Genomic DNA, 16,194 nt, shown 5'->3' with positions numbered 1-16,194 from the left:
CACGATGCCGAAACGTATCGGCAACCTCTGGAGGCGCATTCCTCCCTAGGGTCCTCGACGATTCGGACCGCCGGAGCTCCGGTGGTCGCCGTCGATTTCGGGAGATGTGCACATGGCATCAGTGAAGAGCTTCGGCGTCAGCCGGCGGAGGTTCCTCCAGTCGGTCGGGGTCGCTGGTGGCGCCGGCACGATGTTCGCCACGATGGGCGCCCTCGGCCTCGCCCCCACGGCCGAGGCCGCCGCGAAGCGGACGGGGTTCATGGCCCCGCGGGCGTCGGACTTCAGCCTCACCGGCCGCGCGAACAAGAAGGTCGTGATCCTCGGTGGCGGCGTCGCGGGGCTCGGCGCGGCGTACGAGCTCGGGAAGGCGGGGTACGACTGCACGGTCCTCGAGGCCCGGCAGCGCACGGGCGGCCGCAACACGACCGTCCGGGGCGGTGACACCTGGACCGACCTGAAGGGTGTCACCCAGACCGCGTCGTTCAAGCCGGGCCACTACATGAACGCCGGCCCCGCGAGGCTCGCGCAGTGGATGGTCACCCTCGACTACTGCCGCGAGCTCGGCGTACCGATCGAGGTGTTCACCAACATCAACGCCGACGCCTACATCTACAACGAGAAGTCAGGTGCGACCCCGGGCAACCCGGTGCGCTACCGCACGGCGAAGGCCGACGTCTACGGCTACACCTCCGAGCTGCTGGCCAAGGCGACCAACAAGGGCGCCCTCGACGCGGACCTGACCGCGGACGACAAGGAGCGACTGCTCGACTTCCTCAAGGACTACGGCCAGCTCAAGTCCGACTACACCTACCAGGGCGGCAGCAACCGCGGCTTCTCGCACTACCCCACCGCGTGGGACGACACCGGGACGCTGCTCGGCGACCCGTCGTCGCTGTCGGACGTGTTCGCCAGCCAGGTCGGGGAGTACTTCTCCTTCGAGTTCGAGTTCGACCAGGCGATGCTGATGTTCCAGCCGGTCGGCGGCATGGACCAGATCCCGCAGGCGCTCACCAAGGCGATCGGCGCCCACAAGGTGCAGACGAACGCGGTCGTCACCAAGGTGCAGGACACCGTCGACGGCGTGACCGTGAGCTACACCGACGGCCACGGCAAGGCGCGCTCGATCGACGCCGACTTCGCGATCGCCGCGATGCCACCGCACATCTTCGCCAAGATCGACCACAACCTCGGCTCCGACGTGCAGAGCGCGCTCGGGAAGTACTCCGGGTTCCAGGTCGGCAAGATCGGTCTCGAGTACGCCGACCGCTGGTGGGAGAAGAACCACCGGATCTACGGCGGCATCACCTCGACCGACATGGACCTGAGCGTGATCTGGTACCCGTCGTACGGCTACCACAGCGCGGACGGCGGCGTCGTCATCGGCTACTACAACTACGCGGACGACGCGGTGGCGTACGGCGACCTCTCGCCCAAGGACCGCGAGAAGCGGGCGATCGCCCAGGGCGTGAAGATCCACGGCGACGACTACAAGCCGGTCGTCTCGTCGTACTCCCAGGCCTGGCACCTCGTCCCCCACATCGAGGGCGGCTGGACGAGCCCGCCGGTCGGCACGCCGGAGTACAAGCTGCTGCAGAAGCCGGCCGGCCCGAACGGCCAGCACGTCTACTTCGCCGGCGACTGGCTGAGCGAGATGGTCGCCTGGCAGCACGGCGCCCTCTGGTCTGCGCGTGACACCGTCACCGCGCTGCACGAGCGGGTCATGACGTCCTCCTGACCCGCCCGACGCGACGGCCCGCCACTCGTCCCCCCGCCGGTGGCGGGCCGTCGTACGTCTCGGTGGCTTCGAGACGGTTGCTAGCGCAACCTCCTCAACCACCGTCTCAACGACCGCTCAACCAGCGTGCCCGGGGCGGGCCTGGTCGATCGCCTCCTGCTCCTCCGGGGAGAGCTGTGCGTCGGAGGCCCAGCCGGCGACGCCCTTGGCGTAGGAGCGGGCCTCGGAGCGCCCGTGGATCGAGGTGAGGACGACGCCGTCGCCGCCGTCGTCGAGGAGGGCCAGCGACCAGCTGAGGTGACCGCCCATGTCGCCGAAGGCGTCGTACCTCACCACCGCGAGGTGGCGCAGCGCGTCGCGGCCCTCGGCCCGGAGGGCCGCGACCTCCTGCCGCAGCCCCAGCACGTCCTCCGGCAGCGCGTCCGGGTCGCCGCCGACCTCGCGGCGGGAGGCGCGCAGGGCGACTCCGGCGAGGACGAGGGCGACCACGGCTGTCAGCAGACTGAGAACGGCGAGGGCGAGCACGCAGCCGAATCTAGACTGGCCGCGTGTCCGAACCGCGTCGCATCGCCTACCAGGGCGAGCCGGGATCCAACTCCCACATGGTCTGCCAGCAGAACTACCCCGAGCTGGAGGCCGTGCCGTGCGCGTCGTTCGAGGACGTGTTCGCCGCCGTGGAGGGCGCCGACGGACGACAGAGTGCCGATCTGGCGATGATCCCGATCGACAACTCGCTGGCCGGCCGGGTCGCCGACATCCACCACTTCCTGCCGACCTCGACGCTCCACATCGTCGCCGAGCACTTCCTGCGGATCAGGTTCGCGCTGATGGCCGTGCCGGGGGCGAGGATCGACGGCATCCGGACCGTCCACAGCCACGTGCACGCGCTCGGTCAGTGCCGCAGGCTGATCCGCGACCATGGCTTCACCCCCGTGATCGCCGGCGACACCGCCGGCGCGGCGCGCGAGGTCGCTGAGGCCGGCGACCCGAGCCAGGCCTCGATCAGCCCGCCGATGGCGGCGGGCATCTACGGTCTCGACGTGCTCGCGGAGGACGTCGAGGACGAGGACCACAACACCACTCGCTTCGTGGTGCTGTCGCCGGAGTTCGTCCAGGCGCCCCCCGACAACGGCCCGGTGGTGACGTCGTTCATCTTCAACGTGCGCAACCTGCCGGCCGCGCTCTACAAGGCGCTCGGCGGCTTCGCGACCAACGGCGTCAACATGACGAAGCTGGAGTCCTACATGGTCGGCGGGGAGTTCGCCGCCACGCAGTTCCTCGCCGAGGTCGACGGGCACCCCGACCACCCCGGAGTGAAGCGCGCGCTCGAGGAGCTCGCGTTCTTCACCACCGAGGTGAAGCTGCTCGGGGTCTATCCGGCCGACCCCTACCGCGGATAGCCAGCGGCTAGGTCGCGTCCTTCATCACCGCGAACATCGCCCCCTGCGGGTCGGCCAGGACGCCGATCCGGCCGATGCCCTCGACGTCGAAGGGCGGGATCACCTGCTTGGCACCGAGCTCCTCGGCACGCGCCAGGGTGGCGTCGACGTCCTCGACGTTGAGGTAGGCCACCCACTGCGAGGGCATCGGCTGGGAGGGCCGCATGGCGCCCGCCACCGGCCGGCCGCCGGCCTGCAGCAGCCAGTAGGGCTCGCTGCCGAAGGACTGCTGGTCCCACCCGACGCCGAGGACGTCGGCGTAGAAGGCGGCCGCCGCGTCGAGGTCGCTGGTCAGCAGCTCGCTCCAGCACGGGGTGCCGGGCTCGTTGGCCCGCTCGGTGCCGATGATGTCGCCGGCCTGCCAGAGGCTGACCCGCGCGCCGGTCGGGTCGACGACGGTGGACATCCGGCCCAGCGCCATCACGTCGGTCGGCGCCAACGCCACGGTGCCGCCCGCGGGCTCGACCTTCGCGGTCGCGGCGTCGACGTCGTCGACGGCGAGATAGAGGTCCCACGCCGACGGCTCGCCGGCCCGCTCGGGCGGCATGGCGCTCAGCCCGCCGACGCGGTCGCCCTGGACCCGGGCGCTGGCATAGACCTCCTGGTGGCTCGGCGGGGCGTCGTACGTCCACCCGAACAGGTCGGCGTAGAACGTCGTGGCGGCCGGGAGATCCCCGGCGTACAGCTCGATGTAGCAGGGCGTGCCCTGCGCATAGGACTCGAACCTCGGCATGTCGCCTCCTCGTGGCTGATCGACCCCGAGCTCCCAGCAGACACCCGACCACCGACACTTTCGAGAGGCGGAGGTCCCGCGGGTAGGTTCACTCCGTGGCCGAGGACCGGGAAGACACCGAGCGCACCGCCGACCTGGGCTTCGCGCGGGTCGACCTCGACCGCGCGCGGAGGACCGGCGATCCCGAGGTGGTGTACGCCGCCGGGAAGTCGCCTGCACAGATCGTCGCGATCCTCGCGCGGCTGCACGAGCGCCACCCCGACCGCGCCGTGCTGGCCACCCGGCTGACCCCCGAGGCCGAGGCGCTCGTCGCCTCCGAGCTGCCCGGCGCGGTCGTCGACGCCGAGGCCTCTGCGGTCACCCTCGGCCCGCTACCGACGCCGCGCGGCAGCGTCGCGGTCGTCTCGGCCGGCACCTCCGACATCTCGGTCGCCGCCGAGGCGGCCCTCTCCGCCCGGGTCCACGGCGCGGGCGTCGACCGGATCACCGACGTCGGCGTCGCCGGTGTCCACCGGCTGCTCGAGGTGCGCGAGCGGCTGGAGTCGGCCGACGCACTCGTCGTCGTGGCCGGCATGGAGGGCGCCCTGCCCTCCGTGGTCGGCGGCCTGGTCGGCGTACCCCTCGTCGCGGTGCCGACCTCCGTCGGCTACGGCGCCTCGTTCGGCGGCCTCGCGGCGCTCCTCGCGATGCTCAACTCGTGCGCGCCGGGGGTGACGGTGGTCAACATCGACAACGGCTACGGCGCCGGGGTCGCGGCGGCCCGGATCGCTCGGCAGAGCGTCCCGCGGGGCCGGTCATGAGCGAGCGCGGCAGCGTCGTCTGGGTCGACGCGTCGGCCGGTGCCTCGGGCGACATGCTGCTCGGGGCGCTGCTCTCCGCCGGCGTACCCCGCGAGGTCATCGCCTCCGCCGTCCGCGCCGTCGCCCCCGAGCCGGTGGCGCTCGCGCCGGAGGCGGTACGCCGGGGCGGCTTCGCCGCGATCCGCTGCCACGTCACCGTCGCCGACTCCACCCAGCACCGCACCTGGTCCGACATCCGCTCCCTCCTCGCCGAGGCCCCCCTCGACCCGGCCGTCCGCAGCCTGGCGACCGCCGTCTTCGCGCGGCTCGCCGAGGCCGAGGCGTCGGTCCACGGGACCACACCGGACCACGTGCACTTCCACGAGGTCGGCGCCCTCGACGCGATCGCGGACGTCGTGGGGGTGTGCGCGGGCTTCGCCCACCTCGCGGCCGACTCCGTCGTCGTCTCACCGGTCGCCGTCGGCTCCGGCGAGATCACCGGCGCCCACGGGTCGATGCCGGTCCCGCCGCCCGCCGTGGCGCGGCTGCTGCAGGGCGTCCCGTCGTACGCCGGCCGGGCCGGTGCCCCCCGGATGGAGCTGTGCACCCCCACCGGCGCGGCCCTGCTCACCACCCTCGCGACCGGCTGGGGTCCGCAGCCGCGCATGACCACCCGGGTCGTCGGCACCGGCGCCGGAGGACGCGATCCAGCCGGCTACGCCAACGTGCTCCGGATCCTCGTCGGCGACCCCGCGGAGGTCCTGCCCGCCACGGAGCAGAGGGGTTCGGCCCGGCCCACCGGCGAGGTCGTGATCGAGGCGAACGTCGACGACCTCGACCCGCGGCTGTGGCCGGGCGTGATCGACGCGCTGCTGGCCGCCGGCGCGAGCGACGCCTGGCTGAGCCCGATCACGATGAAGAAGGGCCGGCCGGCGTACACCCTCCATGCGCTGGTGCCGCCCGCGGCCGCGGCCGGCGTACGGCGGGCGATCTTCGAGCAGACCTCGACGATCGGGCTGCGGGAGCACGCCGTCGACAAGCACGCGCTGCCGCGCGAGGTCGTCAGCGTGGACGTGGACGGGCAGGTCGTGGCGGTGAAGCTCGCCAGGCTCGACGGCGAGATCGTGAACGTGCAGCCGGAGTGGGAGGATGTCGCGCGGGCCGCCGGCGCCCTGGGGCGGCCGGCCAACGACGTACTCGCCGCGGCTCAGGCCGCCGCGCACGCCCTCCGACGCTAGGAACCTCCCGACCCCCATGGATCTCGGCATCATCGCGCTGGCCTTCGCCGCCATCTTCGTCGTGGAGCTGCCCGACAAGACCTTCCTGGCGACGCTGGTGCTCTCCACGAGGTACCGCCCGCTGCTCGTCTGGATCGGGGTCGGGCTCGCCTTCGCGATCCAGACCGTCCTCGCCGTCGCGGTGGGCGGGGTCGCGACGCTGCTGCCGAAGGACCTCATCCATGTCGTCGCGGCGCTGCTGTTCCTCGCCGGCTCCGTGCTGCTCTTCAGGGAGGGCCGGGCCCATCACGAGGCGGAGGAGGACGAGGAGGAGTTCGGGCAGAAGGCGAAGGAGGCCCACGGCCTCAAGCAGGTCTTCGCGTCGTTCATGGTGCTCTTCGCCGCCGAGTGGGGCGACCTGTCGCAGCTGCTGACGATCTCGCTGGTGGCGCGGTACAAGGAGCCGGTGTCGGTCTTCTGCGGCTCGTTCGGCGCGCTGCTCGTCGTGAGCGGCCTGGCCGTGATCCTGGGCAGGCAGCTGCTTCGGTTCGTGAGGCTGCACGTGCTGCACTACGTCGGCGCGCTGGTCTGCCTCGTTCTCGGGATCCTCACCCTGGTCGAGGTGTTCGCCTAGTCTCGCCGACATGAGCGAGCGTCAGCGAGCGACCATCCGATGAGCGAGCTGGGAGCGGACAGCGAGGTCGGGCGGCTGCGGACCGTGCTGCTGCATCGGCCCGGCCGGGAGCTGACCCGGCTCACGCCGCGCAACAACGACAAGCTCCTCTTCGACGCGATCCCCTGGGTGGCGCGCGCGCAGGAGGAGCACGACGCCTTCGCCCAGGAGCTGCGCGACCGCGGGGCCGAGGTCCTCTACCTGACCCGGCTCCTCACCGAGACCCTCGCCGACCCGGGTGCCCGCGAGCAGGCGATCTCGACCGTGCTCGCCGGCCTCGAGCTGGGCGACACGATGCGGGGATACCTGCACCGCTTACTCTCCGACGCGACCCCGGAGGAGCTCACCGACCACCTGACCGCGGGCATCCGCAACGACGAGGTACGCGGCGGCTTCGGCCTGGTCACCTCGCTGCTCGCCCACGACGACTTCCTCATCGACCCGCTGCCCAACCTGCTCTTCACCCGCGACTCCAGCGTCTGGATCCGCGACCACGCGGCGATCACGTCCCTGGCGATGCCGGCACGCAAGCGCGAGACGGAGCTGACCGAGCTGATCTACGCGTGGCACCCGCGCTTCGCGGGTACGCCGAGGATCCTCGGCTCCCACCTCGAGCACGTCGAGGGCGGCGACGTACTCCTCCTCGCCCCGGGCGTCATCGCCGTCGGAGTCGGGGAGCGTACGACGCCGGCCGGCGCCGAGCGGCTCGCCAGGCAGGTCTTCGCCGACGGGCTGGCCCGGGTGGTGCTCGCCGTCCCCATCGCGCAGGAGCGGGCGACGATGCACCTCGACACCGTCTGCACGCTCGTCGACACCGACAAGATGGTCGTCTATCCGAACGTGATCGACTCGCTGGCGGCGTACGCCGTCACCGACTCGGGCGAGGTCGACGACTCGGGCCGCGCGGTGCTGACGGTCGCCGACCCGCGCCCGTTCCTGGACGTCGCTGCGGAGGCGATGGGGATCGAGCGGCTCCACCACATCGACACCGGCCTCGACCCCGTCTCCGCCGAGCGCGAGCAGTGGGACGACGGCAACAACACCCTCGCCGTCGCGCCCGGCGTGACCGTGACCTACGAGCGCAACCACCAGACCAACGCCGCCCTCGAGGCCGCCGGCATCGAGGTCGTCCCCATCGCCGGCTCCGAGCTCGGCTCCGGCCGCGGCGGCCCGCGGTGCATGAGCTGTCCGATCTCGCGGGAACCGCTGGGTGGGGATGGCGCCTCGGGTTTCCCCGGCTGACCGGGAAAACCCGATGTTGTCAGGTGAAATTTCAGCCCACAAGGTCCAGTTTCGCCGGTCGGCCGGGGAATCCTGATCCGCCCCGACGTACCCCCCGACCCCGCCGCTCGTTCTACCGTGTAGCAGCCGTCACAGCCGAAGGGACCCCCGTGGCCGACTCGTTCTTCTCGATGTTCACCCCGAAGGAGATCGCCGTGATCAGCGCCTCCGGCACCCGGGTCAACCTGCCCGAGGGCTGGTCGCCGATCTGGGAGGACACCCCGGCGGACAAGGCCTACATCATCCTCAACGGCACCGTCTCGGTGCGTGTCAAGGGTGAGGAGATCGCCCGTCTCGGTCCCGGCGACATCATGGGCGAGGCGGCGATCCTGCGCCGCTCGCTGCGTACGGCGTCGGTCGTCGCGCTCACGCCGCTCGAGCTGGTCCACCTCAGCGAGGAGGCGATGGAGCGGCTGAGCGTCGAGATGCCGTCCTTCCGCTCGGCCCTCGAGAAGGTCGAGGAAGAGCGCTTCGGGGGTGGGTCCTGACCGACCTCGGCGCCGACGAGACGGCGGAGCACCCCGGCCTCGAGCTCGCCGAGGCGCTGGAGGCGGTCGAGGGGTTCCTGCTCGGCGAGGCGCCGAGCCTGACGAGGGAGCAGGTGGCCGAGGCGGCCGGCGTACCCCTTCCCGTCGCGATGGAGCTGTGGCGACTCCTCGGCTTCCCGCACGCGCAGGAGGGGCAGGTCGCGTTCACCACGGCCGACGTCGAGGCGCTGCGACTGACCTCGGACCTCATGCAGCTCGGCGTGCTCAGCCCCGACCGGCAGGCCGCGCTGGTACGCACCTGGGGCCGGTCCTTCGCCCGGCTGGCCGAGTGGGAGACCACGCTGCTCGCCGACATCGCCCGCGAGCGCAGCGGGTCGGTCTCCGACGAGGTCGACGACCTGGTCACGCTCGCCGGCGAGGTGCTGCCGCGGGCCGAGGCACTCCAGACCTACATCTGGCGGCGCCACCTCGCCAGCTCGGCGAGCCGGGCGCTGACCGTGGCGGGTTCCGCGGCGGTACGCCTGGCGGTGGGATTCGTCGACATCGTCGGCTACACCTCGCGCAGCCGCACCCTCACCGAGACGGAGCTGGTCGACCTGGTCGAGGAGTTCGAGGACGGCTGCGCCGGCGTGGTCGTCGAGCACGGCGGCCGGGTGATCAAGAACCTCGGCGACGGCGTCCTCTACACGTGCGACGACCCGGTCGCTGCCGCGCGGGCCGCGCTCGAGCTGGTCGCGAGGGCCGAGGACCAGGACGACCCGTTCCCGGAGATCCGCGCCGGCGTCGCGTACGGCGACGTCGTACCCCGCCTCGGCGACGTCTTCGGCCCCACGGTCAACATCGCCTCCCGGCTCACCTCGCTCGCCCGGCCCGGCACCGTCCTCGTCGACGAGCAGGCCGCCGCGGCGCTCGACGGCGTTCCCGGCCTCGACCTGCACAAGATGCGGCGGGCGTCGGTGAAGGGGTACGCGAAGCTGCAGCCGTTCCGGTTGCGGGCGGGCTGAGCCTCGGGTCGGGCGGGCATCCCAAGTTTCCCCGGTCGACCGGGAAAACCTGACCTTGATGGGTGTTCAGACACCCCGCAAGGTCGGATTTACCCTGCCAACCGGGTAACCCTGGGGCGGATGGGACAACGTCGGCACCATCCGCCCGCCGACCGCAGCGGTCAGCGGATGGTGACCTGCCGGTTGGCGAGCCCGGCGCGGGCGGAGCGGACCTCGGCGGAGATGTCGGAGGTGTCCGCGAGCGCCAGGTCGAGGGTCTCCTTGAACGCGACCGACGGCTCCTCGAGCGCCTCCGGGCCGGTGCCGCGCGGGAGGTCCCAGACCGGCGCGAGCAGCCCGTGGGCGCGGAACATCCCGACGAACCTCGCGCCCGGCACGATCACGTCGGCACCGGAGACGTGCAGCCGCGCGAGCGCGGTGAGGAGGTCGTCCTCGGCCTCCGGCATCACCCAGCGGAGGTGCTCCTTGGTGCCCGTGTCGGTCCAGTACGCCGCCTCGACCCAGGTGAGCCGGGCCGTCGGCACGGCCGCCTCGTTGGCGTGCTCGAGCGCGTGCTCGACCCCGCTCGTGTCGTCGACGTCGCCGACCCACCAGTCGAAGCCCTCGTGGACCGTGACCGTCAGTGCGGCGTCCTCGACCAGGTCCTGGAGCCGCGGGCCCGGCGCCGGCGCCTCGGTGAGCCCGACGATGCCGGACTCGCCGGCCTTGACCTTCTCCAGCGCGTCGAGCAGCACCGCGGCCGCCTCCCGCGAGGGGTCGCCGTAGTTGTGCTGCACCTGCAGCCCGACCCAGACCTGGCCGGAGTCGCGCGCCATCGCCGGCGCCGCGAGCGGCAGCAGCGAGCCGAGGAGGACGGGCACGTCGGCGTATCCCTTGATCGTCAGCGGCGCCGTCGCCGAGGGCACCAGCTCCCGCAGCGCCACGAGGTCGCACTCGCTCGGCAGCCCCTCGAACGGCCGCGCGACGAACACCGACCCGCCGCCGGGCGCCCCGTGGCATGCCTTGTAGCGCTTCCCCGAGCCGCACGGGCACGCCGCGCGCGGGCTGATCCCGCCCTCGGGCCCTGCGGACTGCTGCGCGGACTGACGGGACTTGACTCGGGACTTCTTCGCCACGGGCCCGACCCTATGTCAGCAGACGCCGCGCGGCTTCTTCGGTGAGGTCGCCGGAAGCCCCTTGTGGGCGAGCAGGTCGAAGACGTACGCCGGCCGGTCGGTGATCACCGCCCCGGCCCCGAGCTCGAGGCAGAGGTCGAGCTCCTCCTCGGTGTTGACCACCCAGACGTGCAGCTCGCGTCCGGTGTCGCGGATCTTGCGCATCAGCTTCGGGTGCTTGCGCAGCATCTCGACGCCCGGGCCGAGGATCCAGTCCTCGCCCATCGCGTGGCGCACCATCGACCAGTTGCGGGCGCGCTCGATGAGCTGCACGAGCTGGACGTCGGGAGCGAGCCGCTCGATCCGCTGCAGCGCCGTGAACGAGAAGCTCATGACGCGCACCGGCGAGTCCCTCTTCTCCCAGCCGAACTGGCGGAGCATCTCGACGAGCCGCCGCTCGACCAGTCCGCCGTACCTCGTCGGGTGCTTGGTCTCGATCGCCACCTCGACGCGGTGGTCGTAGTCGCGCACCGTCTCCAGCAGGGTCCGCAGCGTCAGCACCCGGTCCAGCCGCGCGTCGCGGTCGTCCTTGTCCGGCGCCTCGTCGGCCTGCCACCAGCCGTTCTTCCAGGACACGAAGTCGAGCTCGGCGAGGTCGGCGAGCTCCATCGCGGACACCAGCCCCTGCGCCCCGATCCGGCGCAGGTGGCGGTCGTGGACACAGACCAGGTGGCCGTCCGCGGTCAGGCGTACGTCGCACTCGAGGCCCTCCGCGCCGGCGTCGAGGGCGGCGACGTACGCCCCCAGGGTGTGCTCCGCGACATCGTGACTGGCGCCGCGATGAGCGACGACCTCCGGCCTCATGGGCCACCATTCTGGTCGACTCACGTTTCAGCCGTAGAAACGGCTCAGAACGCCGTCACGATCCCCGCGTACGCCCAGAAGACCGCGGCCCCGACCAGAGCGCCGAGGCAGAGCCAGGTCAGGGGCGTCCACGGGCGCCGCCGCCCTCGGACGACCAGCCCGACGAGACCCGCCACCGCCGCCAGCACGCCCACCGGCAGCACGTAGTAGTGCAGCAGCAGCACCATCACCGCCGCCGGGAACGCCGGCATCCATCGCACCTCCGGCTGTTCCTCGTCCACGACCGGATCCTCTCGCACCCGCCCCGAGCGACACGGTCCGGGTCACCCGGCTCAGCGGCCGCCCGCGACCCGTAGCGTGGTGGCGGTGACGTACGACGCGGCGTCGCTCATCAGCCACGCGACCGCCTCGGCGATCTCGTCGGGCGAGCCGGGACGCCCCAGGGGCACGCCGGGGCTCATCCGCTCCAGCCGGCCGGGATCACCGGTGGTGGCGTGCAGGTCGGTGGAGACGAGGCCGGGCGCGACGCCGACGACGCGGACGCCGTCGCGGGCGACCTCGAGGCTGAGCCCCTTGGTGAGGGTGTCGACGCCGGCCTTGGCGGCGGCGTAGTGGACGTACTCCCCCGGCGAGCCGAGCGTCGCCGCGCCCGACGAGATGTTGACGAGGACGCCGCCGGAGCCGCCGTACGCCGTGCTCATCGCGCGCACGGCCTCCCGCGCGACGAGGACGGCGGCGGTGAGGTTGACGTCGACGGTGCGGCGTACGACGTCGACAGGCGTCTCGGCGAGCGGGGCGAAGAGGTAGGTCGCGCCCGCGTTGTTGACGACGCCGGTGAGCGTCCCGGCCCCGGCGGCGGCCGCGAAGAGCTCCTCGACCCCGCCGTCGACGGCGAGGTCGGCCCGCACGGTCGTGCACCCGACCCCGAGCGCCCGCACCTCCTCGGCGGTGGCGCCGGCCGCGGCGTCGTCACGCAGGTAGCTCAGCACCAGGTCGTGGCCTTCCGTCGCCAGCCGCCGGGCGATCGCTGCGCCGATGCCGCGGGTGCCGCCGGTGACGAGGGTGAGGCTCATGGCGTCATCCTCGCGCAGGGTCCATCTCGACCGGCCGCGGGACCGACGGGCGGACGGCGGCCCGGCGCCTCACCAGCCACAGGGAGGCGGCCGCGAGGGCGAGCCCGACGATCGCCCCGACGCTGACCGGGGTGCCGAGGACGGGCCAGGACACCAGCGCCGTGACCGCGGGCACCGGGAAGAGCAGGATGGTCGCCCCGGTCGCGCCGCGCGTCCGGATCAACGCGAAGAGCAGCAGCGGAGCGCCCACGCCCGTCACGAGCGCCAGCCACGCGAACGAGCCCAGCGCATGGGCGGTGAGCGGGATCGACAGCGGGCCCGCCAGCGGAGCCCAGATCGCGAGCACCACGGTGGCCGCAGCCAGCTGGACGGCGGCGAACGCGCCCGGTCCCGCCGTCGTGCGTACGCGCGGCTGGAGCACCGTGCCGGCCACGAGGCCGGCGAGCCCGGCCAGCGCCCACAGCAGCGTCCCGGCGCTCGGCGGCCGGCTGACCCGGTCGGCGAGTGTCACGGCGACGGCGAGCAGGCCCAGCGCCACGCCCACCCACCGGCCGAGGGAGAGCCGCTCCCAGCCGCCGAGCGCCCCGATCGCGGCGACCACGACCGGCGCGGAGCACGCGATGAGCGCGGTCGTGCCGGCGGGCAGACCCTCGGCCATCGCCTGGTAGAAGGAGCCGAACTGGACCGCGAACATCGGTACGCCGAGCGCGGCGACCTGCCACAGCTCCCGACCCCGCGGCCAGCGGTCGCCGCGCCGTACGGCGATCAGCGCCAGCACGGCGGCGCCGACCAGGAACCGCCACAGCGTCACCGCGAGCGGTGCGGCGACCTCGGTGGCGAGCGCGCCGACGACGTACCCGCTCGACCAGACCATCACGAACGCGAGCTCGAGCCGTAATGCCTTCATGCATTACACGCTCGCACGGTTGCTGTAATGCGTCAACGCATTAACATGGGGTGGTATGAGCGAGTTCCGCAGCGGCAACGGCGCGGCCTGGCTCGACCTGCTGACGACGCTGGCCGGGCGCTACCGCGCCGTGCAGACCGACGACCTCGCCGACCCGGCGCGGCTCCGCGCGTGGCTGCACGCCAACGGCCTCGAGCCCACCGGCGCGGTGACCGACGACGACCTCGACCTGGTGCGTAGGACCCGCGAGGCGCTCCACAGCACGACGCTCGCCGCGCTCGACGGCCGGCGCCCGGCGGCCGGCGACGTACGCACGCTGCAGGCGGTGCTGGACCACGACGCGCCCCTGCAGGCGCGGTCGACCGCGACCGGGCTGGCGGTCAGCCCGCCCCGGACCGCGCGCGAGGCGCTGGCGCGGCTGGTCCGCGACGCGGTGTCGACGCTCGCCGGCGACGACCTGGCCCATCTGCACCGGTGCGGCGACGAGACCTGCTCGAGCATCTACCTCGACCGCACCGGCCGGCGGCGCTGGTGCAGCGACCTGTCCTGCGGCAACCGCGCCCGGGTGCGCGCCCACCGCGCCCGGACCGGCTCCTCGAGCGGGAAGTCTAGGAGACCTTGACGAGGAGCTTGCCGAAGTTCCGCCCGCGCAGCAGTCCGATGAACGCCTCGGGCGCGTTCTCGAGGCCCTCGACGACGTCCTCGCGATACCGCAGCCGGCCGTCCCGTACCCACGGCCCGGCCTGGCGCAGGTAGTCGTCGAGGTGGTCGGGCGCGAACTCGCTCTGGATGAAGCCCCTGATCGTGAGGCTCTTGGTGAGCACGCGACGCATCAGGGACACGCTCCGGTCCGGACCCGGCGGGAGCGCGGTGTCGTTGTAGTGGGCGACCAGCCCGCAGACGGGCACCCGCGCGTAGAGGTTGAGCCGCGGCAGCACCGCGTCCCAGACCGCGCCACCGACGTTCTCGAAGTAGACGTCGATGCCGTCGGGAGTCGCCGCCGCGAGCTGCTCGACGAAGTTGGGCGCGCGGTGGTCGACCCCCGCGTCGAAGCCGAGCTCGCGGACGTGGGCGACCTTCTCGGAGCCGCCGGCGATGCCGACCGCGCGGGCGCCGTGGATCCTGGCCAGCTGACCGACGGTCGCGCCGACCGGCCCGCTCGCCGCCGCGACGACGACCGTCTCGCCGGGCTTCGGCTTCCCGAGGAGCATCAGGCCGGCGTACGCCGTGAACCCGGGCATCCCGAGCACGCCGAGGGCCGTGGACACCGGCGCCGCGTCCGGGTCCAACGTGCGCAGGTGACGGGCCGGGGCGACGGCGTACTCCTGCCAGCCGGCGTACGCGAGCACCATGTCGCCGGGCACCAGTGAGGGGTCCCGCGACTCGACGACCTCGGCGACGGTGCCGCCGGGCATGACGTCGCCGACCTCGGTCGGCGCGGCGTACGACTCGGCGTCGCTCATCCGCCCGCGCATGTAGGGGTCCAGCGACAGGTAGACCGTGCGGAGCAGCACCTCGCCCTCCGCCGGCTCCGGCACCGGGCCGCTCACGATGTCGAAGTCGGCGGGGGTGGGCTCGCCGACCGGGCGGGAGCGGAGCAGGACCTGCGTGTTGTCGGGCATGAGGCCATAGTGTCGGATCCGTGCGGCGGGACGAGGCGTGGGCGCGGGCGCGGTTCGCCGCGGCCCGGGTGGCGCGGCTCGCGACCGTGTCCGCCGACGGCGTGCCTCGACCGGTGCCGATCGTCTTCGTCGTCGTGGGCGACCGGCTCGTCACCGCGGTGGACCACAAGCCGAAGTCGACCACCCGGCTGCGACGGCTCGCCGACATCGAGGCGAGCCCGCGGGTGGCCGTCCTCGTGGACGAGTACGCCGAGGACTGGTCGCAGCTGTGGTGGGCGCGGGCCGACGGCACCGCCACCGTCCACCAGACGTACGACGTGGGTCCGCTGGTGGCGAAGTACGACCAGTACGCCGGCCGCCCTCCCGCCGGACCGGTGATCGTCGTCGACGTGGAGCGCTGGTCGGGCTGGTCGGCGGCCCCGCCGACGGATCCGTCGGCGGACTAGTCGCTCGGCTCGGCCTGCGGCGCCCGGGACCGCGCCCACAGCCGCCACGCGACCACGAGAAGAGCGAGCAGCGCCCCGCCGGCCCATGCCACCGGCTGGTGGGCGTCCGGCGTACGCCAGGCGGCCTTCAGGTAGTCCCAGCCGACCGGCACCAGCGACGTCGCGTCGTCCAGCCCGTAGCCCGGCCGGATGTAGACCGCCACCGTGACCAGCGCCGGCAGCGCGGCCTGCATCGTCCAGCCGACCAGCCAGGCGGGCAGCCAGCCGACCAGCTCGTACGCCGAGCGGCGTACGGTCACGGCCAGCGCGCCCGCGAGCGCGAGGGCCAGCACCACCCGGCCGACGGTCACATCCAGCTCCCCCGGCAGCAGCTCGTCGAGCCAGCCCGGCAGGCACACCGCGGGGGCGGTCAGCGCGGCGCCGCGCAGGACGGCCGGACCGAGCGCGGCGAGCAGCCCGAGGCCGAGCCCCACGACCGTCACGAGCGCCCCGATGACCCGCAGTCCGGTCGTGACCCGCTGGTCCTGGGCGGCCTCGGGCGAGGCCAGCGCCAGCCCGACGAGGGCGGCGGCCACGACGCCGAGGACGACGGCGCCCTCGGCCGCCGTCCGCCGGTCGCGACGCAGGCCGGCCACCGCACCGCCGGCCACGCCGCCGATGAGGCAGAAGCTCACCAGCGTCGCCATCGGCGCCGCGGCGAGCGGCCCGGGCGCCTCGCCGCGCACCACACGCGGCAGGAAGCCGACCACCCACCAGCCCGCTGCCGCCGCCGGTGCCAGCAGCCACAGCGGCACGCGCCTCGCCGTACGCCCCATCTCGTCTCCTCGCTCGACCGGGCT

General features: G+C 73.1%; 19 protein-coding genes. 10 read left to right on the top strand and 9 right to left on the bottom strand.

What is annotated here, in order from left to right:
• Nucleotides 1-112: 112 nt before the first annotated feature.
• Complete coding sequence (locus ABLE53_RS18375) at nucleotides 113-1,735, top strand: flavin monoamine oxidase family protein (RefSeq protein ID WP_348860568.1); 1,623 nt, start codon at nucleotides 113-115, stop codon at nucleotides 1,733-1,735.
• Between the two features lie 117 nt (nucleotides 1,736-1,852).
• Here ABLE53_RS18375 and ABLE53_RS18370 read toward each other — a convergent pair whose 3' ends face one another.
• On the bottom strand, nucleotides 1,853-2,260 hold the full coding sequence (locus ABLE53_RS18370; RefSeq protein WP_348860567.1) for a DUF4446 family protein: 408 nt from the start codon (nucleotides 2,258-2,260) through the stop codon (nucleotides 1,853-1,855).
• 23 nt (nucleotides 2,261-2,283) lie between these two features.
• On the opposite strand from ABLE53_RS18370, the gene ABLE53_RS18365 reads away from it, so the two are divergent.
• Nucleotides 2,284-3,135, top strand: coding sequence for a prephenate dehydratase (locus ABLE53_RS18365; RefSeq protein WP_348860566.1), 852 nt, complete (start codon nucleotides 2,284-2,286; stop codon nucleotides 3,133-3,135).
• A 7-nt stretch (nucleotides 3,136-3,142) separates the two neighbouring features.
• On the opposite strand, the gene ABLE53_RS18360 is transcribed toward ABLE53_RS18365, so the two are convergent.
• Nucleotides 3,143-3,907, bottom strand: coding sequence for a VOC family protein (locus tag ABLE53_RS18360; RefSeq protein WP_348860565.1), 765 nt, complete (start codon nucleotides 3,905-3,907; stop codon nucleotides 3,143-3,145).
• Between the two features lie 95 nt (nucleotides 3,908-4,002).
• On the opposite strand from ABLE53_RS18360, the gene larB reads away from it, so the two are divergent.
• From larB to ABLE53_RS18330, 6 genes are all read left to right on the top strand, one after another.
• Nucleotides 4,003-4,707, top strand: coding sequence for a nickel pincer cofactor biosynthesis protein LarB (gene larB, locus ABLE53_RS18355; protein ID WP_348860563.1), 705 nt, complete (start codon nucleotides 4,003-4,005; stop codon nucleotides 4,705-4,707).
• Nucleotides 4,704-5,924, top strand: coding sequence for a nickel pincer cofactor biosynthesis protein LarC (gene larC, locus ABLE53_RS18350; protein ID WP_348860562.1), 1,221 nt, complete (start codon nucleotides 4,704-4,706; stop codon nucleotides 5,922-5,924). The genes larB and larC overlap by 4 nt, the downstream gene beginning before the upstream one ends.
• 16 nt (nucleotides 5,925-5,940) lie before the next feature.
• Entirely contained in the window at nucleotides 5,941-6,537 is a 597-nt protein-coding gene (locus ABLE53_RS18345) for a TMEM165/GDT1 family protein (RefSeq protein ID WP_348860561.1), read from the top strand.
• Between the two features lie 39 nt (nucleotides 6,538-6,576).
• Complete coding sequence (locus ABLE53_RS18340) at nucleotides 6,577-7,818, top strand: arginine deiminase (RefSeq protein WP_348860560.1); 1,242 nt, start codon at nucleotides 6,577-6,579, stop codon at nucleotides 7,816-7,818.
• Between the two features lie 149 nt (nucleotides 7,819-7,967).
• The gene (locus tag ABLE53_RS18335; protein ID WP_348860559.1) at nucleotides 7,968-8,345 is read left to right on the top strand and encodes a cyclic nucleotide-binding domain-containing protein; all 378 of its coding nucleotides are present in this window, start codon (nucleotides 7,968-7,970) and stop codon (nucleotides 8,343-8,345) included.
• A 113-nt stretch (nucleotides 8,346-8,458) separates the two neighbouring features.
• The gene (locus ABLE53_RS18330) at nucleotides 8,459-9,349 is read left to right on the top strand and encodes an adenylate/guanylate cyclase domain-containing protein (RefSeq protein ID WP_348860558.1); all 891 of its coding nucleotides are present in this window, start codon (nucleotides 8,459-8,461) and stop codon (nucleotides 9,347-9,349) included.
• Between the two features lie 161 nt (nucleotides 9,350-9,510).
• On the opposite strand, the gene ABLE53_RS18325 is transcribed toward ABLE53_RS18330, so the two are convergent.
• From ABLE53_RS18325 to ABLE53_RS18305, 5 genes are read right to left on the bottom strand one after another with little or no spacing between them, the layout of a single operon-like run.
• On the bottom strand, nucleotides 9,511-10,464 hold the full coding sequence (locus tag ABLE53_RS18325) for a DUF5926 family protein (protein ID WP_348860557.1): 954 nt from the start codon (nucleotides 10,462-10,464) through the stop codon (nucleotides 9,511-9,513).
• A 15-nt stretch (nucleotides 10,465-10,479) separates the two neighbouring features.
• Nucleotides 10,480-11,307, bottom strand: a complete 828-nt coding sequence (locus ABLE53_RS18320) for a glycerophosphodiester phosphodiesterase (protein WP_348860556.1) — start codon at nucleotides 11,305-11,307, stop codon at nucleotides 10,480-10,482.
• 44 nt (nucleotides 11,308-11,351) lie between these two features.
• Nucleotides 11,352-11,588 (bottom strand): hypothetical protein, encoded by a 237-nt coding sequence (locus tag ABLE53_RS18315; RefSeq protein ID WP_348860555.1) that lies wholly within the window; start codon nucleotides 11,586-11,588, stop codon nucleotides 11,352-11,354.
• Nucleotides 11,589-11,639: 51 nt separating this feature from the next.
• The gene (locus tag ABLE53_RS18310) at nucleotides 11,640-12,380 is read right to left on the bottom strand and encodes an SDR family oxidoreductase (protein ID WP_348860553.1); all 741 of its coding nucleotides are present in this window, start codon (nucleotides 12,378-12,380) and stop codon (nucleotides 11,640-11,642) included.
• 4 nt (nucleotides 12,381-12,384) lie between these two features.
• On the bottom strand, nucleotides 12,385-13,287 hold the full coding sequence (locus ABLE53_RS18305) for a DMT family transporter (RefSeq protein WP_348860551.1): 903 nt from the start codon (nucleotides 13,285-13,287) through the stop codon (nucleotides 12,385-12,387).
• Nucleotides 13,288-13,342: 55 nt separating this feature from the next.
• Between ABLE53_RS18305 and ABLE53_RS18300 the strand changes: the two genes are divergently transcribed.
• Nucleotides 13,343-13,909, top strand: a complete 567-nt coding sequence (locus ABLE53_RS18300) for a CGNR zinc finger domain-containing protein (RefSeq protein ID WP_348860550.1) — start codon at nucleotides 13,343-13,345, stop codon at nucleotides 13,907-13,909.
• Here ABLE53_RS18300 and ABLE53_RS18295 read toward each other — a convergent pair.
• Nucleotides 13,896-14,909 (bottom strand): NADP-dependent oxidoreductase, encoded by a 1,014-nt coding sequence (locus ABLE53_RS18295; RefSeq protein ID WP_348860549.1) that lies wholly within the window; start codon nucleotides 14,907-14,909, stop codon nucleotides 13,896-13,898. The genes ABLE53_RS18300 and ABLE53_RS18295 overlap by 14 nt on opposite strands.
• A 20-nt stretch (nucleotides 14,910-14,929) precedes the next feature.
• On the opposite strand from ABLE53_RS18295, the gene ABLE53_RS18290 reads away from it, so the two are divergent.
• Nucleotides 14,930-15,355 carry a TIGR03668 family PPOX class F420-dependent oxidoreductase gene (locus tag ABLE53_RS18290; protein ID WP_348860548.1) on the top strand — a complete coding sequence of 142 codons (426 nt, stop codon included), beginning with the start codon at nucleotides 14,930-14,932 and terminating at the stop codon, nucleotides 15,353-15,355.
• Here ABLE53_RS18290 and ABLE53_RS18285 read toward each other — a convergent pair.
• Nucleotides 15,352-16,170: a hypothetical protein gene (locus tag ABLE53_RS18285; protein WP_348860547.1), complete on the bottom strand. Its 819-nt coding sequence runs from the start codon at nucleotides 16,168-16,170 to the stop codon at nucleotides 15,352-15,354. The genes ABLE53_RS18290 and ABLE53_RS18285 overlap by 4 nt on opposite strands.
• Nucleotides 16,171-16,194: the final 24 nt, after the last annotated feature.

The organism is Nocardioides asiaticus (genome assembly GCF_040049175.1).
Classification (GTDB): Bacteria; Actinomycetota; Actinomycetes; order Propionibacteriales; family Nocardioidaceae; genus Nocardioides; species Nocardioides cheoyonin.
Note: the sequence above shows the minus strand (reverse complement) of the source record. Positions and strands in the feature narration are given on the sequence as shown.

What these genes read in the sequence shown, in the direction of transcription:
- ABLE53_RS18375 (WP_348860568.1), top strand. Translation starts at nt 113, where the DNA reads ATGGCATCAGTGAAGAGCTTCGGCGTCAGCCGGCGGAGGTTCCTCCAG.
- ABLE53_RS18360 (WP_348860565.1), bottom strand. Translation starts at nt 3,907, where the DNA reads ATGCCGAGGTTCGAGTCCTATGCGCAGGGCACGCCCTGCTACATCGAG.
- larC (WP_348860562.1), top strand. Translation starts at nt 4,704, where the DNA reads ATGAGCGAGCGCGGCAGCGTCGTCTGGGTCGACGCGTCGGCCGGTGCC.
- ABLE53_RS18345 (WP_348860561.1), top strand. Translation starts at nt 5,941, where the DNA reads ATGGATCTCGGCATCATCGCGCTGGCCTTCGCCGCCATCTTCGTCGTG.
- ABLE53_RS18340 (WP_348860560.1), top strand. Translation starts at nt 6,577, where the DNA reads ATGAGCGAGCTGGGAGCGGACAGCGAGGTCGGGCGGCTGCGGACCGTG.
- ABLE53_RS18320 (WP_348860556.1), bottom strand. Translation starts at nt 11,307, where the DNA reads ATGAGGCCGGAGGTCGTCGCTCATCGCGGCGCCAGTCACGATGTCGCG.
- ABLE53_RS18310 (WP_348860553.1), bottom strand. Translation starts at nt 12,380, where the DNA reads ATGAGCCTCACCCTCGTCACCGGCGGCACCCGCGGCATCGGCGCAGCG.
- ABLE53_RS18305 (WP_348860551.1), bottom strand. Translation starts at nt 13,287, where the DNA reads ATGAAGGCATTACGGCTCGAGCTCGCGTTCGTGATGGTCTGGTCGAGC.
- ABLE53_RS18300 (WP_348860550.1), top strand. Translation starts at nt 13,343, where the DNA reads ATGAGCGAGTTCCGCAGCGGCAACGGCGCGGCCTGGCTCGACCTGCTG.
- ABLE53_RS18295 (WP_348860549.1), bottom strand. Translation starts at nt 14,909, where the DNA reads ATGCCCGACAACACGCAGGTCCTGCTCCGCTCCCGCCCGGTCGGCGAG.
- ABLE53_RS18285 (WP_348860547.1), bottom strand. Translation starts at nt 16,170, where the DNA reads ATGGGGCGTACGGCGAGGCGCGTGCCGCTGTGGCTGCTGGCACCGGCG.